General features: G+C 33.0%; 14 protein-coding genes and 1 tRNA gene. 5 read left to right on the top strand and 10 right to left on the bottom strand.

Going from position 1 to position 12,906, the window contains the following annotated elements; translation table 11 throughout:
- Positions 1 to 27 precede the first annotated feature (27 nt).
- From Q0770_RS02045 to Q0770_RS02000, 10 genes are all read right to left on the bottom strand, one after another.
- On the bottom strand, positions 28 to 912 hold the full coding sequence (locus Q0770_RS02045; protein WP_299113492.1) for a DUF547 domain-containing protein: 885 nt from the start codon (positions 910 to 912) through the stop codon (positions 28 to 30).
- Complete coding sequence (locus Q0770_RS02040) at positions 909 to 1,793, bottom strand: sterol desaturase family protein (RefSeq protein WP_299113490.1); 885 nt, start codon at positions 1,791 to 1,793, stop codon at positions 909 to 911. The genes Q0770_RS02045 and Q0770_RS02040 overlap by 4 nt, the downstream gene beginning before the upstream one ends.
- 112 nt (positions 1,794 to 1,905) lie before the next feature.
- Entirely contained in the window at positions 1,906 to 2,874 is a 969-nt protein-coding gene (gene arsM, locus Q0770_RS02035) for an arsenosugar biosynthesis arsenite methyltransferase ArsM (protein WP_299113488.1), read from the bottom strand.
- Between the two features lie 8 nt (positions 2,875 to 2,882).
- On the bottom strand, positions 2,883 to 3,695 hold the full coding sequence (locus Q0770_RS02030) for a purine-nucleoside phosphorylase (RefSeq protein ID WP_299113486.1): 813 nt from the start codon (positions 3,693 to 3,695) through the stop codon (positions 2,883 to 2,885).
- Positions 3,696 to 3,765: 70 nt separating this feature from the next.
- Positions 3,766 to 4,476: a T9SS type A sorting domain-containing protein gene (locus tag Q0770_RS02025; protein ID WP_299113484.1), complete on the bottom strand. Its 711-nt coding sequence runs from the start codon at positions 4,474 to 4,476 to the stop codon at positions 3,766 to 3,768.
- 16 nt (positions 4,477 to 4,492) lie between these two features.
- Positions 4,493 to 5,095 carry a TIGR04282 family arsenosugar biosynthesis glycosyltransferase gene (locus Q0770_RS02020; RefSeq protein ID WP_306420450.1) on the bottom strand — a complete coding sequence of 201 codons (603 nt, stop codon included), beginning with the start codon at positions 5,093 to 5,095 and terminating at the stop codon, positions 4,493 to 4,495.
- Positions 5,092 to 5,598: a rhodanese-like domain-containing protein gene (locus Q0770_RS02015; protein WP_299113482.1), complete on the bottom strand. Its 507-nt coding sequence runs from the start codon at positions 5,596 to 5,598 to the stop codon at positions 5,092 to 5,094. Before Q0770_RS02015 ends, Q0770_RS02020 begins: the two co-directional genes overlap by 4 nt.
- A gap of 12 nt (positions 5,599 to 5,610) precedes the next feature.
- On the bottom strand, positions 5,611 to 6,675 hold the full coding sequence (gene arsS, locus Q0770_RS02010) for an arsenosugar biosynthesis radical SAM (seleno)protein ArsS (protein ID WP_299113480.1): 1,065 nt from the start codon (positions 6,673 to 6,675) through the stop codon (positions 5,611 to 5,613).
- 10 nt (positions 6,676 to 6,685) lie between these two features.
- A complete protein-coding gene (locus Q0770_RS02005; protein ID WP_008270413.1) occupies positions 6,686 to 7,021 on the bottom strand; it encodes an arsenosugar biosynthesis-associated peroxidase-like protein in 336 nt (111 codons plus the stop codon).
- A gap of 119 nt (positions 7,022 to 7,140) precedes the next feature.
- Positions 7,141 to 7,216: transfer RNA gene (locus tag Q0770_RS02000), tRNA-Phe, on the bottom strand.
- Between the two features lie 106 nt (positions 7,217 to 7,322).
- On the opposite strand from Q0770_RS02000, the gene Q0770_RS01995 reads away from it, so the two are divergent.
- The 5 genes from Q0770_RS01995 (at position 7,323) to Q0770_RS01975 (ending at position 12,853) form a co-directional block, all read left to right on the top strand.
- Positions 7,323 to 8,051 carry a type III pantothenate kinase gene (locus tag Q0770_RS01995; protein WP_299113478.1) on the top strand — a complete coding sequence of 243 codons (729 nt, stop codon included), beginning with the start codon at positions 7,323 to 7,325 and terminating at the stop codon, positions 8,049 to 8,051.
- Positions 8,051 to 9,376: a hypothetical protein gene (locus Q0770_RS01990; RefSeq protein ID WP_299113476.1), complete on the top strand. Its 1,326-nt coding sequence runs from the start codon at positions 8,051 to 8,053 to the stop codon at positions 9,374 to 9,376. The genes Q0770_RS01995 and Q0770_RS01990 overlap by 1 nt, the downstream gene beginning before the upstream one ends.
- Positions 9,377 to 9,390: 14 nt before the next feature.
- Positions 9,391 to 10,776: a hypothetical protein gene (locus Q0770_RS01985; RefSeq protein WP_299113474.1), complete on the top strand. Its 1,386-nt coding sequence runs from the start codon at positions 9,391 to 9,393 to the stop codon at positions 10,774 to 10,776.
- 7 nt (positions 10,777 to 10,783) lie between these two features.
- Positions 10,784 to 11,338, top strand: coding sequence for an LPS export ABC transporter periplasmic protein LptC (lptC, locus tag Q0770_RS01980; protein WP_299113472.1), 555 nt, complete (start codon positions 10,784 to 10,786; stop codon positions 11,336 to 11,338).
- 228 nt (positions 11,339 to 11,566) lie between these two features.
- Positions 11,567 to 12,853 (top strand): hemolysin family protein, encoded by a 1,287-nt coding sequence (locus Q0770_RS01975; RefSeq protein ID WP_299113470.1) that lies wholly within the window; start codon positions 11,567 to 11,569, stop codon positions 12,851 to 12,853.
- Positions 12,854 to 12,906 lie beyond the last annotated feature (53 nt).

Here is a 12,906-nt window from a genome sequence, read left to right as displayed (position 1 = left end):
ACTTACGAAGAAAAGTCAATGTCAGTTTTAATCATTCAAGTCCCAATTGTAATCTTTGAAAGATTTTTTTGCTTTGGATGAAATCTCAACTTCAGTGTATTTGTTTAAGAAATCAATTAAGCTACCATTTGTTTTAAAATCCTTAGCAAACCACTTAAAAATCTTTGAAAGTTTAAGGCTGTTTTCTGAAATGTTATTTCGGTCCTGGTCAGCTAAGAAATCTTTAGTAGCATCTGTTAATTGTGTATCTATATCTGAAGCCGTAAATGCCGTATTTTGAAGCTTTGGGCAAGAAAAAGACGCGCAAACAATGGCAAAATGTATGCGAGGTTCGTCCATTTTACGAAGAATTTGATGCTCAATATCATTAAGGTTTAGCCATTTGTCTCCAAATTTCCAAAGACGTTGGTCCCAAGGTTTGTCTATGTTTTTTATACTATTTAAAGGATAGTTTCTAAGTATTAAATCAATGGTTAATGCATTGTAGGCGTTTATCCAATAGGCAAGTTTATCTTCTTTAGACCAAGATTCTAAAGGCATATTTTCGGTTAATGATTTAATATAAATTGCTAAATCAGCACTTTGAGTTTTAAAATTTTTATAGTCAACATTTCCATCAACTGAAACATTTGTTTGTAATAAATAGTCAAAAGCGTAATGATTAAAAGCTTCAGTCTTTGTTTCGGCTTTTGTTTCTGAGATTTTAACTAGATCTTCAGTCTCAGTAGGTGTTTCTTCTTTTGTTTTGACTTCAGTTTTTATTTCTTTTTCAACTTTAATTTCAGTCTCAGAAGTATTAATAGTTTTTGTTCCTTCAACTTGTTTGGTCGATTCAGAGTTTTCAATGGCTTTTTTAGCTCCACCACATGACATGATTAAAACTAAAAGTATAAGGAGTGCTATTTGTTTCATTTCTTTTTTAAAGGATATAATTCTTGACTTAAAAAATCTTTAGGAAATGTTTCGTCTCCACTAAAACCTAATTCTATGTCTCGTCCATTATGAGGTACATAATTGGATTTAAAGAGATAATCCCATAGACTTAAAGTAAGTCCAAAATTAACGCCATACCTTACATGCTTAGGTAATTCTTTAGCATGATGCCAGATGTGCATCTTAGGGTTGTTGAATATATATTTAAAGAAACCATAGTCCCAGCCCAAATTTGCATGATTCAAATGTCCAATAGCTATAGCAAAGAAATAAACGATAGCGACATCTTGTGCGTCAAAACCACCAATAATTGCTAATGGAATGTATAAAAGAGATTTATAAACCACAGGCTCCATCCAATGATAGCGTAAATGCGCTGCAAAGCCCATTTCTTTTACAGAATGATGCACTTTGTGGAAATTCCATAGCCAAGGTATACTATGCAACAAACGATGCGTATTCCATTGTACAAAGTCAGACACTATGAAAAACACGAGCAAACCCATCCATTTTGGTAAATCATCAACATCAAATAGTTGAAGGCTACCTATACTTATTCCAACACGTTTAAGTATATCATTAAAAAATTCTGAAGCGGTATTGGACAGCGCAATAAGGATTATGAGATTTAAGATAAAGAAGTTGAAAAACATATAAAATATATCTAACCAAAAGTCTTTACGAAAAATGGCTTGTCGTTTTCGCCAAGGGAAAGCAATTTCTAATAGCCAAACAGCAATAGAAATTATAATTAATCCATAGAAAAAGTTATCCCAATGATTGAGGTCTATTAATTCGTATTTAAGATAATTCCAATAATTCAAATACGAATTTTTAAAGATGTCTATATACTTTTCCATACGGCAGCAAAGTCAAAATTGCTTAGTAAAAATAATATAATTAAATAGTATTGTGATTTTGCAATTAGTCAAAAAAAAGAGCACTAATTAGTGCTCTTTTTTATTGTCAATTTTAGCAACAGCCACCACCATCGTAATGGTAAGTAGACTCGCTAATAAAAATATCGTCTCTACCTAAATCAGCTAAAGCATCTGCAGTTTTATCACAAATAGCTATAGGCTGATTTTTAAGTAGGATATGCCCTTTGTTGTCATCAAAATAAGGCTCTTCTCCATAATAGATAGCAGCTTTTCCTGTAAAAATACACGGTCCATCTTCTGGCATTGGGTCTTTAATAGCCGCAACTTCTATAGATTCTATATAGATAAGCTCTTCAGTTGGATAATTTTTAGGGTCAAGAATACGGTAAGGCTTACGTGCACGAATTTCGATAGTTCCAAAACCAGCATCGGTTAATGCTTTTACATATTCTGCAATAGGCAAACTCCCGCTAAGGCATAATGCACGTAATCTATCATCATTACGCAATGTGTCGTTCATTGGTTGCTCACAAGTTGGGTCGCTCATCACTAGACGACCATGTGGCTTAAGTACACGATACATCTCATCAATGGCCTTCTTTAAATCTTCTGCTTTAAAAATATTGAAAAGACAGTTCTGAGCAGCAACATCTATGCTATTATCTTCAACAGGAAGATTTAATGCGTCTCCCCTTTTAAGGTCAACAAATTCGCTTTTAAACCAATCGTTTTGTGCTTCGGCCTCTATGAAGTTCTTGCGAGATGCTTCTAACATTTCATCTACAACATCAACACCAATAACACCGCCTTTTTGACGATTAAAGTAAGAGAACTGTAATAACTCCATACCACCACCAACGCCGACATAAAGCATTTTTGGATTATTAGTTAAATCACGTGCGTTTACAGTGCTTCCACAACCATAATTCATCTCTTGCATGATTCTAGGAATTTTTAATCCAGGTAATTCCCAAATAGGATTTGTAGTACAACACAAACCAACATCTGGCGTCAATGCTGCTTCTTTATATAAATCGTTTGTAGCTTCTAAGTAACTCATAATCTCTCTTATAACGTTTTTATTAATTCTTTAAAAAGGGTAATCATCTCTGGTTCTGCTTTTCCTGCCATAGCTATGATTTCTCCAATGTCAACAGGTTTTAAGTTATCTGGGTCGCATTCATCTGTTAAAACTGACACCGCAGCTACCTTTAAATTTAAATGATTTGCAACAATAACCTCTGGCACTGTACTCATGCCTACAGCATCAGCTCCGATAATCTTAAGCATACGATATTCTGCGCGAGTTTCTAATTGTGGTCCAACAACAGAAGCATAAACACCTTTGTGTAATTTGATATTATTAGCAATTGCAATAGCTTCAATCTTTGAATTGATTTCATGATTATATGGAGCGCTCATATCTGTAAAGCGTTCACCTAATTCTTCAACGCCTTTAAAGGCCAAAGGAGAACTGCCTTGTAGATTGATATGATCATCAATTAACATGATTTCACCTTTCTTAAAGTCTAAATTTATAGCTCCTGCAGCATTAGACACTAAAAGGGTTTGTATACCTAGTTTTTCCATAATACGCACTGGGAAAGTCACATCTTGAAGCGAATAGCCTTCATAAACATGAAAACGACCTTGCATAACCACAACTTTCTTACCTGCTAATAAGCCATAAATTAGTTTACCCTTATGAAACTCTACTGTAGCTGTAGGGAAATTTGGAATATGATTATAGCTAGCTTCAGCAATAACCTCAATTTCACTAATAAGTTGCCCTAGACCTGTGCCTAAAATTATTCCCACTTCAGGATTATCAAATCCTTTTTTTTGAAGATATTCGGTGCTTTCTGTTATATATTTTGTCATGATAAAAAAATCGTAGTTATAGTATCAAATGTATCTATAACTACGATTGTAAACAATTTTTAAATTATAATTATTCTATAATTAATCTTTTTGTTGTTTGTTTGCCTTCTGCTTCAATCTTAACTAAGTAAATACCAGTCTTAAGATTAGACAAATCCATTTCAGAATTTAGCGACTGCGTTGTTTGATACACTCTATTCCCTAAGATGTTGTATACAGAAATTTGAGCATCTTCATTAGTTTGCGCTTGTAAAGTTATATTTCCGTTTGATGGATTAGGATAAATTGCAACTTTGGAAAGTGTGTTGCTATCTAAACTAAGAGAAGCGCAATCTGCACCAGTATTAGCTCCTAAAGCTACATATCCCCAGCGCTCATTGATTACAATACACTCTATAACTATATAATCAAAATCGGACAATTCTACAGTTGGAGGTAATGCGAAAGTCATCATTCCTGTTATAGGAGATACTCCAGGACCTCCAGTGCCTCCACCATCATTCATAAGTTGAGATGATATTTGTACTGCATCTGCCCCTGGAGTTTTAATATCGTCCATTTTAGAGACATAAACTCTTAAATCGGCACCTTGAACGGTGGCAAAATTGGATTCAAAAATCACGTCTTTATCTCCAGAAGTGGTAAATGTAATATTAGCATCCCCACTTATACTATATGCAGGGTCACTCTGAACAAAACTGCCGCTTCTTGTACATTGCGCATTAATAAATTGAAAAGAAGCCGTAAAAATAACGGCTAAAAAAAGTAGTTGTTTTTTCATGAAAAATTGGTGTTAGTTAAAACAAATAATTGAATTTTTTGTAAGGTTTTAAATCCTCTAAATAATCTATGTCGTTTAAAGTTTCTAAAACATACAGTGATTGTCCAAAAAAATCTTTTTTTGTTTGTTTTAATACTGTTTTCGAACCCCAATCTTTGTTTTTAAATACCTTTTTATTGAGAGATTTCATGCCTAAAAGATAATAGCCGCCATCTTCTGCGGGGCCAATGACAGCATCACTTTCTTCTAGTTTATGATAAGTTTTTTCGATTGTTTTTTCGTCTAAATCTAAGAGGTCACTTCCAACAATTATTATTTTTTTAAATTTTTTAGAAAATAATGCCTCAAAAGCATTTTGCATACGCTCACCAAGGTCATTTCCATGTTGCAGCTTTTTATGAAAAAAAGCATCTTCCCAGATATCATTTTCCTGAATGTTTTCAGAATAAAATACAAAACGTTCAGCATTTACTTTTTTTACAACATTTGCTGTATGTTGAAGAAGGTACTTGTAGATTTTTAAAGCTTCTTCGTCACCAACAGATTTTGCTAATCGGGTTTTACACTTACCTAATTCAGGATTTCTGGTAAAGATAATTAATGCCCTATCAATCATCATTTTTTTGGTTTGGGGTAAATTTTTATGCCTTTTTTTAGCCATTTGCTCCATTCTTCAGAAAACGCATGCACACTATCAGTTGTTTTGTTATTGGAGTTATAGACTTCAAAATTATTGTTTTTCCATTCAAAAATACCACCATATAGATTTTGTACGTTGGTATAGCCTGCTTCTTTGAGCTTTTCGCCAATAGTCTCTGAACGTATGCCAAGGGAGCAATATACCACAATAGGTTGGTCCTTATCCTTGATTTTATCTGTTACAGTTTTTAAATCAAAAAAATCATAGCCTATACAAATAGCACCTTTAAGATGACTGACTTGGTATTCTTTTGGTTCTCTAGCATCTAAAAGAATAGCCTCAGTTTTAGGCATTGCTAATTCCTGAATTGAAATGTAAGGAACACCATTGTCGTTATATTGTTTCAATAATTCTGAAAGTGATTCTTGAGAGAATCCTGGCATTGAAACTAGAATCGAAAAAAATGTAATAATACGTTTCATGATTAATAGAAATTAAGCAACGCTACCTTGGCAACTACTTCCAGCTCCAGCTGTGCAGCCATAACAATGCTGCGAGATAACTATGTTTCTGCCTTCAAGCAATTCAGATTTGTATTCTGATATATGCTTAGATTTACTATTTACTGGTAGATCTAGCATTTGGTTAAAATCGCAATCAAATAAATAGCCGTCCCAACTTACAGAGAGCGTGTTGGTACACATCACATTTTCTACAGCCATTGGGTTATAGGCCTCAACCAAACTATACATGTAATCTTCATAATTTTCTGAAGCAATTAAATAATCTAGAAAGCGTGAAATAGGTAAATTCGTAATAGCAAATAAGTTATGAAATTGAATGCCAAAATCTTCCATCAATGCTTTTTTAAAGTCCTTTTCCATGCTGGCTTGGTCTCCTGGTAAAAATGCACCTGATGGATTGTAAACTAAGTCAAGTTTTAAATCGCTATCAGGCATGCCGTAGCCAACAGCATTAAGCTCTTGTAAAGCTTTTATAGACATGTCAAAAACACCTTCGCCACGTTGTTTATCTGTCTTTCCACGTGTCCAGTGTGGCATTGAGCTCACGACATGAATGTTATGTTTTTTGAAGAATTCTGGCAAATCGTAATACTTCTTATTGGCTCTTATAATAGTAAGATTAGAACGCACAATAAAATCTTTAATTCCAATTTTTGAAGCTTCCTCTACAAACCACCTAAAGTTTGGATTCATCTCGGGAGCACCACCAGTTAAGTCGAGCGTATGAGCACCAGTAGTCTTTACTACATCTAATATTTGCTGCATAGTCTCACGCGTCATAATCTCCTTACGGTCAGGACCAGCATCAACGTGGCAATGTTCACAAACCTGATTACACATGTAACCTACATTAATTTGAAGTATCTCTAGAGCTTTTGCTTTTAATGGAAACTGATTAGTCTCAGCAATTTTATTTTTAAAAGTTGGTAATTCACCATTTTGAAAAATACCGTTTGATAAAATTTCAAGCTGCTTATTGGTGTTTGCTAAATCACTCTGTCTTTTTTTTAGCGATTGCGTTTTTAGTTTTGTCATATATAAAAGACTATCCGTCTAGTTTATTTACTTTGTTCATCATTTGTACCCCATGCACTAATGTTGCACCACTCTTTATAGCTGCACCAACATGAATAGCTTCCATCATTTCTTCTTTGGTTACACCACGTTGTAAGCCATCTTTGGTGTAGGCGTCAATACAATAGGGGCACTGTTCTGTATGTGCTACTGCCAAAGCAATGAGTGATTTTTCGCGAGCTGATAAAGCACCTTCTTCAAAAACTTTTCCGTAGTATTCAAAAAATTTATTACCCAATTCTTCACTCCATTCGGTTATTTTTCCAAATTTTCTTAAGTCTGCTGGGTCATAGTATGTTTTAGACATATAATATGTTATTGTTTTAATTGAAAAAACAAGATAATATTTTAGGACGAAGTAAAACCCTAAAGCTTACATAAAATCTTAAAACCAAAAAACCCGACTCAAATGAATCGGGTTTTTGATGGTGGTGCCTCCAGGAATCGAACCAGGGACACAAGGATTTTCAGTCCTTTGCTCTACCAACTGAGCTAAGGCACCAGTTGCTTCATTGCTAAAGCGGATGCAAATATAAATTCATTTTTAGTATTACCAAAAAGAAAATTGTAAAATTTGATTTTATAAATTTGTCTTTTCTCAAAAGCCTATGAATCTTATTGTTGATGTTGGAAATACCTTGGTAAAATTTGCCATATTCGAAAAGGATAATCTTATTTGGAAAGAAAGTTTTAAGCTTTCTCAATTCAAAAAAGAATATAAACTGCTTAAAAAGCAGTTTCCTAAATTAAAATCTGCTATTGTTTCTTCTGTTGGTCGCCTTTCAGATAAACAAATTGATTTAATTGAAGCAGACTTTAGTGTATTGGAATTGAATTCAAAAACCAAAGTACCTTTTACAAACAAATACAAAACACCAGAAACTCTCGGCGTAGATCGTATAGCTTTGGTTAGTGCATCTGTGCTAAAGTATTCTCAAAAACATGTACTTATAATTGATGCAGGAACATGTATTACTTACGATTTTATTACTAATGAAAATGAATACTTAGGTGGAGCCATTTCACCAGGTTTAAGATTACGTTACAAATCACTAAATAATTTAACAGCAAATCTTCCGTTATTAGAAACCAAAGTGCCAAAAACTATAGTTGGAGATAGTACAGAGGCATCAATACATTCAGGTGTGGTTTTAGGAACTGTTAACGAGATTGATGGTGTAATTAACATTTATAAAGAAAAATATTCAGATTTAACAGTTATTTTAACAGGAGGCGATGCTAAAATGTTGTCTAAACAATTAAAAAGTAGCATATTTGCGAACTCGGATTTTCTGCTTGAAGGTCTAAATTATATTCTAGAATTTAATTCGAAATAATGATTAAAAAATTTGTTGTAATTCTTATTGCAATTATTAGCTGTCAAGTCTATGCTCAGCAAGGTACAGCATCACCATATTCTTTTTATGGAATTGGTAGCTTAAAGTTTAGAGGCACAGTTGAGAGTAGAGGAATGGGTAGTATAGGTTCTTATATAGACAGTTTACACATTAATCTTAGAAATCCAGCATCTTATGCAGGTAAAAATCTTAAAGCCTCTCCTTATGATGGTGAGAGTAGGCCTGTAAAGTTTTCTGTTGCAGGATCGTATAGTAACATAGCGTTAAATAGTAATACAGCCTCAGAAAATACTAGTGCTTCTGCTTTTGATTATTTAGCAGTATCGATTCCTTTAGGAAGATTTGGAGCAGGATTTGGTTTGTTGCCATTTACATCTGTTGGATACAAATTACAAGATACTGATCCAATGCAAAATGATAGGGTAGATTTTAGATATGAGGGTGAAGGAGGACTTAATAAGGCTTTCTTAAGTTTGGGATATCTTATAAACGATAATTTTTCAATAGGAGTGGACGCTAATTATAATTTTGGGAATACTCAAAATAGCGCTATCCAGTTTTTGTACGATACTAATGGTAATATTGTACAATTTGCAACTAGGGAAAACAATAGGTCAGACTTAAGCGGTCTTAATTTTAATTTTGGAGCTGCTTATAAGGGTAAGCTAACAGATAAGTTAGAATTATCGGCTACAGCTACATATTCTCCAGAAAGTAGTTTAACTTCAAAAAATGACCGTTCTATTTCTACGGTAATAGTTTCAGTTTTAGGAGATGAGTTTGTTCAAAATACTATAGATGTAGATTTGTCTGGTAGCGGTTTAGAAGAAACAGACCTTAAATTACCAAATAGATTTTCTTTTGGTTTAGGTATTGGCGAAACATCTAAGTGGTTTGTAGGTGCAGAATATGTTTCTCAAAATACTAGTGTTTTTGATAATCCTATTTTTAGTACTACTAACTCATCATACGAAAACGCATCTTCTTTTGCAGTAGGTGGGTTTTATATTCCTAATCATAGATCTCTATCAAGTTACTTCAAAAGAGTTGTTTACAGAGCTGGCGCTCGTTTCGAAAATACAGGTTTAATTGTAAATAATGAATCAATAGATGAGTTTGGCATATCTTTTGGTCTAGGTTTACCAGTTGGCCCTTCAACGAATACATTTTCTGAAATTAATTTAGGTTTTGAGTTTGGCCAAAGAGGAACAAAGAACAGCAATTTAATTCAGGAAAATTTCTTTAATGTCAACGTAAGTCTATCTTTGAGCGATAGATGGTTTAAAAAACGAAAATATAACTAACAAAAATTTAAAAGATGAAGACGAAGATTACATTACTACTCATAGCTTTGCTTGTTGGCTTTAACACAAGTTATGCGCAGCAAGATGAAGAGTGTATGAATAACTTATCTATTTTTGATTCTTATGCTAAGAACAAAAAATATGACGAAGCTTATGAGTCTTGGATGAAAGTGAAGACTAAATGCCCTCAGTTTAATAGAGCTATTTATGTTAGAGGAGAAAAGATTTTAGAGCATAAAATCAAAAATAATACTGGAGCTGAAAAGCTAGGTTTTGTAAAAGACTTATTGACTCTATATGAAGATTACAATAAGTATTATGCATCTAAATTTCCAGCAGGAAAAATGTATGCAAAAAAAGGTAAGTTATCATTTAAGTATAGAAAAGAATTAGGCTTAACAGATAATGATATTTATAAAATATTTGATGATGCATACAAAAATCATTTGGATAGTTTTGATGATCCAGGAGCACTTTATAGATATTTTGATCTAAAGGTCAATGCTTATGATGCTGGGAGTAAATCTACTCAAGAGACTCAATCTCTTTTTGATAAGTATGATGATGTTAATGACAAAATAGAATTAGAAGTTTCTAAATCATCAAAAAAGTTGAATGAGTTAATTAAAAAAGAAGAATCTGGAGCTGCTCTGACAAAAAAAGAGGGTCAGTATAAGAAACGTTATGAAAGTTTGCTTAAGGCTTTTGACCAAATTTCAGGGAGCTTAGATGGTATAATTAGTGAGAGAGCAACTTGCGATGTTTTAATCCCATTATATCAAAAGAATTTTGAAGAGAATAAAAATGATGCGAAGTGGTTACAACGTGCCATGAATAAAATGTATTCTAAGGATTGTACAGATGACCCAATGTTTATTAAAGTTGTACAGCAGAAAAATTCTATTGAGCCAAATGCAGATACAGCATATTATTTAGGTGTATTAAAAGAAAAAGAAGGAAAAACTTCTGAGGCAGAACAGTATTACAAGCAGTCAATGGACTTACAAACGGATCCTTTAAAAAAGTGGAAGTTAGTATACCGTCTTGCTGAAAAAAATAGAAAGAAAGGCTCTTATGGTAAAGCTAGACAATTATACAGAGAAGCCTTAAAACTTAATCCATCTAATGGAAATCCTTACCTAAGAATTGCTGGTATGTACGCTAGTAGTGCTAACAGTTGTGGAAATGATGTCTTTAGTAAAAGAGCAGTCTATTGGTTAGCAGCATCAGAAGCACGTAAAGCAGGTAATGTAGATGGTCGTTTAAAGAAGGCGGCATCACAAACAGCGGCTAGTTACTCAGCTAAAGCTCCAGACAAGAGTATGATTTTTACTAAAGGTAATTCTGGACAAACAATTAAAATAGGATGTTGGATTGGTGCATCTGTTAGAGTACCTTAATTATTAAGTGAAAACAAAATATTTACATATAATTTTTAACATAGTCACAGCAATTGCTGTGACTATGTTTTTTTCATGTAAAAACAACTTTAAAGATATACAGCAAGTTGGTGTTTTGCAAAATGAACCTATTGGTGTAGCAGATACTATAAACTTAAAGTATACAGATTCTTTTAAGTTAAAGGCAAATCTTTTAAGTCCAAAAATGTTAGATTACTCAAACCGTAATTTTGCATTTTCAGAGTTTCCAGAAGGTATAGAGCTTGTTATCTACGACGATGACGGCAATAAAAGTAAAATCTTTGCGGATTACGCCATTATTTACAGCGAAACAGATTTAGTAGATCTTCGTGGTAATGTTATTTTGGCCACACATAAAAAAGACTCCTTATTTACACCACAAATGTATTTTGATCAAACAAGCGAATGGGTGTTTACAAATAAAGAGTTTAGACTACGTTCTGAAGGCACAGATGTCTCAGGTAGAGGTTTTGATTCTGACAGAAATTTTGATGATTACGAAATGCTTGAATTCGCAGGTGATATCGAAGTCAATAATTAACTACCTTTGTGCTACAATATGTAAATTATCATGATTAAAGCACTTAAAATCTTTCAATACGCTTACTTAGTTATCGCAATTGTTCTTATTTATGAGGCCTTTTCTAATTGGTCAGAAGATAGAAGCAAATCTTATTTTTTAATTTTCTTTGCAGCACTAGCTATATTTATGTTTTTCTTTCGTAAGAATTTCAGAAAAAGAATAGAAGACCGTCATAAAAAATAATTTATGTCTATTGATGCTATAATTATTATTGTATCACTCTTACTATCCGCTTTTTTCTCTGGGATGGAGATTGCTTATGTGTCTTCTAATAAAATTCATATAGAGTTAGAGAAAAAACAAGGGGACTTTTTAGGTAAACTTCTAGCAAGACTTACAGCAAAACCCTCAAAGTTTATTACCACTATGCTTATTGGTAATAATATTGCATTGGTTATCTATGGTTTTAAGATGGGAGAGGTTTTAGTACATTGGTTTCAGACGTTCTCAACTGATAATACTATTATTAATTACTTGTTTTTTGAACTTCAATTACTGTCGCAGACTATAATTTCTACAGCTATTATCTTGTTAACTGCAGAATTTTTGCCGAAAGTATTTTTCCAGATATATTCAAACACATTACTTAAATTTTTTGCGCTACCAGCATATCTGTTTTACTTGATTTTTACACCAATCTCTGAGTTTGTAATATGGATTTCTGACTTTGTACTTAAGACCTTTTTTAAGACTGAAGGTGATGCAGTAGAATTGGCATTAACTAAGGTTGAATTGGGTAATTTTATTACTGAACAAATGGAATCTGTTGAAGAACATGACGAGGTTGATAGCGAGATACAAATTTTTCAGAATGCTTTAGAATTTTCAGAAGTAAAAGCTAGAGAAGTCATGGTACCAAGAACTGAAATCATGGCAATAGATATATCTGAGTCAATAGAAAATTTGCGACAGATTTTTGTAGACACAGGCTACACTAAAATACTAGTCTATAAAGCATCTATAGATGATATTATTGGCTATGTACACTCTTTTGAGCTGTTTAAAAAACCTAAGACTATAAAATCAATTGTAATACCTGTGGTTTTTGTGCCAGAAACTATCCTTATTAAGGATGTACTGAATCTGCTCACAAAAAAGAGAAAAAGTATTGCAATAGTTATTGATGAATATGGTGGCACTTCTGGAATGATGACCGTTGAAGATATTATTGAAGAATTATTTGGCGAAATTGAAGATGAGCATGATAGTGTAGAACTTACTGAAGAACAGCTTGCAGAAGATAGTTTTAACTTTTCTGCACGATTAGAAGTTGATTATATAAACGAGACTTACAAAATCAACTTACCAGAAAGTGAAGCTTATGAGACTTTAGGCGGTTTAATTGTTAATTATACAGAGGATATTCCAGAACTAGGTAAGACGATTATAATAGAAAATTTCAAATTCAAAATAACAGAGGTTTCATTAACAAAAATAGATAGTGTTCATCTTAAATTAATGCCTGAAGACTAATCCTATTCTTGTCAGTCAAAAAAGAGGCTTCATCCTTTTATTATTTGGTATAA

This window comes from uncultured Winogradskyella sp. (genome assembly GCF_947501905.1).
GTDB lineage: Bacteria > Bacteroidota > Bacteroidia > Flavobacteriales > Flavobacteriaceae > Winogradskyella.
The sequence above is the reverse complement of the archived record's forward strand: the minus strand, read 5'-3'. Positions and strand labels throughout refer to the sequence as shown.

Coding starts and splice junctions, on each gene's coding strand:
- Q0770_RS02040 (WP_299113490.1), bottom strand. CDS start 1,793: ATGGAAAAGTATATAGACATCTTTAAAAATTCGTATTTGAATTATTGG.
- Q0770_RS02015 (WP_299113482.1), bottom strand. CDS start 5,598: ATGAAACGTATTATTACATTTTTTTCGATTCTAGTTTCAATGCCAGGA.
- arsS (WP_299113480.1), bottom strand. CDS start 6,675: ATGACAAAACTAAAAACGCAATCGCTAAAAAAAAGACAGAGTGATTTA.
- Q0770_RS02005 (WP_008270413.1), bottom strand. CDS start 7,021: ATGTCTAAAACATACTATGACCCAGCAGACTTAAGAAAATTTGGAAAA.
- Q0770_RS01995 (WP_299113478.1), top strand. CDS start 7,323: ATGAATCTTATTGTTGATGTTGGAAATACCTTGGTAAAATTTGCCATA.
- Q0770_RS02045 (WP_299113492.1), bottom strand. CDS start 912: ATGAAACAAATAGCACTCCTTATACTTTTAGTTTTAATCATGTCATGT.
- Q0770_RS01985 (WP_299113474.1), top strand. CDS start 9,391: ATGAAGACGAAGATTACATTACTACTCATAGCTTTGCTTGTTGGCTTT.
- Q0770_RS01990 (WP_299113476.1), top strand. CDS start 8,051: ATGATTAAAAAATTTGTTGTAATTCTTATTGCAATTATTAGCTGTCAA.
- Q0770_RS02030 (WP_299113486.1), bottom strand. CDS start 3,695: ATGACAAAATATATAACAGAAAGCACCGAATATCTTCAAAAAAAAGGA.
- arsM (WP_299113488.1), bottom strand. CDS start 2,874: ATGAGTTACTTAGAAGCTACAAACGATTTATATAAAGAAGCAGCATTG.
- Q0770_RS01975 (WP_299113470.1), top strand. CDS start 11,567: ATGTCTATTGATGCTATAATTATTATTGTATCACTCTTACTATCCGCT.
- Q0770_RS02020 (WP_306420450.1), bottom strand. CDS start 5,095: ATGATGATTGATAGGGCATTAATTATCTTTACCAGAAATCCTGAATTA.
- Q0770_RS02025 (WP_299113484.1), bottom strand. CDS start 4,476: ATGAAAAAACAACTACTTTTTTTAGCCGTTATTTTTACGGCTTCTTTT.